The sequence below is a fragment of the Xanthomonas sp. SHU 166 genome, assembly GCF_000364685.1.
In the GTDB taxonomy this organism is placed as follows: Bacteria; Pseudomonadota; Gammaproteobacteria; order Xanthomonadales; family Xanthomonadaceae; genus Xanthomonas_A; species Xanthomonas_A sontii.
In genome coordinates this window covers 1-1,264 of the sequence record NZ_AQOJ01000009.1, presented here as the reverse complement: position 1 = coordinate 1,264, position 1,264 = coordinate 1, and the positions used below count along the sequence as shown (strand labels likewise).

At 69.8% G+C, this 1,264-nt stretch carries 2 protein-coding genes; both read left to right on the top strand.

What is annotated here, in order from left to right; all coding sequences use genetic code 11:
* The coding region (locus D180_RS00605; RefSeq protein ID WP_017911259.1) for a YqhA family protein at positions 1-415 on the top strand (415 nt) is incomplete at its 5' end.
* A gap of 171 nt (positions 416-586) precedes the next feature.
* Positions 587-1,264 (top strand): hypothetical protein (locus tag D180_RS23640; RefSeq protein WP_017911258.1); only part of this gene is annotated, 678 nt, incomplete at its 3' end.

Here is a 1,264-nt window from a genome sequence, read left to right as displayed (position 1 = left end):
CCTGATCGACGTGGTGATGATCTCCAACCTGCTGGTGATGGTGATCGTCGGCGGCTACGAGACCTTCGTGTCGCGGCTGGGCCTGGAAGGCCATCCGGACCAGCCGGAGTGGCTGAGCCACGTCAACGCCAGCGTGCTCAAGGTCAAGCTGGCGCTGTCGATCATCGGCATCTCCTCGATCCACCTGCTCAAGACCTTCATCGCGGTCGGCGCGCTCGGCGGCATGCCGATGTGCTCGCCGGAACAGCTGGCCAGCGCCGTGGGGACGGTGGACCTGAAGAGCTGCGCGACGCTGACCGCCACCGGCGTGCTGTGGCAGACCATCATCCATGGCATCTTCATCCTGTCGGCGATCGGCATCGCCTGGACCGACCGGATCATGTCCGCGTCCGCGCCGGCGCGGCCGGCGCATTGACCGGCGCGCGCCGCGTCACGCTTTTTGCCGCATGGCAGCGGCTGCCACGCACGCAGCGGCCGCGGATGCTAGATTGACCGATGGGGTGCGCTGGCGGCATGGGGGCCGCAGCACCGCGAACGCACCGCCGTCGCATCGTTGATTGCCAACACCGGGGATTCAGGGGGACGCATGTCGCAACTCACCACACTCGCCAAGGCGCGCCGGGTCGCGCCGATCCTGTTGCTGGCCGCGCTGGCGGCCTGCTCCAAGCAGGAAGAGGCCGCACCACCCAGCGCGGCACCGGCTACCGCCGCGGCCAACGCACCGGCGCAGCCGGCGGTCTCGGCCAAGGTGCAGTCGATGGGCACCGAACAGTTGCACGACTCGGCCAGCCAGGCGCTGCGCGAGAACCGCATGTACGCACCGGCCGGCAACAACGCGGTCGAGTACTACCTGGCGTTGCGCGACAAGCAGCCGGACGACGCCGGGGTCAAGAGCGCGCTGACCGACCTGATGCCGTACACGCTGATCGCCGCCGAACAGAGCATCAACCGCGAGGACTTCCCGGAAGCCCAGCGCCTGATCGGCCTGATCGAGAAGATGGATCCGCAGGCGCCGGCGCTGCCGCGGCTCAAGCAGGGCGTGAGCAAGGGCATGGAGGCCGTGGCCCAGCGCAGCCAGGACGAGACCGAGAAGGCCAAGAAGGACGCCGAGCAGAAGGCCAAGCTGGCGGCCGAGCAGCAGAAGCAGGCGCAACAGCAGGCCAGCGAGGCGCAGGCGGCGCAGCAGATCGCCGCACAGCAGGAGGCCGCGCGCCGCGAGAGCGCACGCCAGGAGGCCGAACGCCAGGCCGCCGCGCGCCCCGCC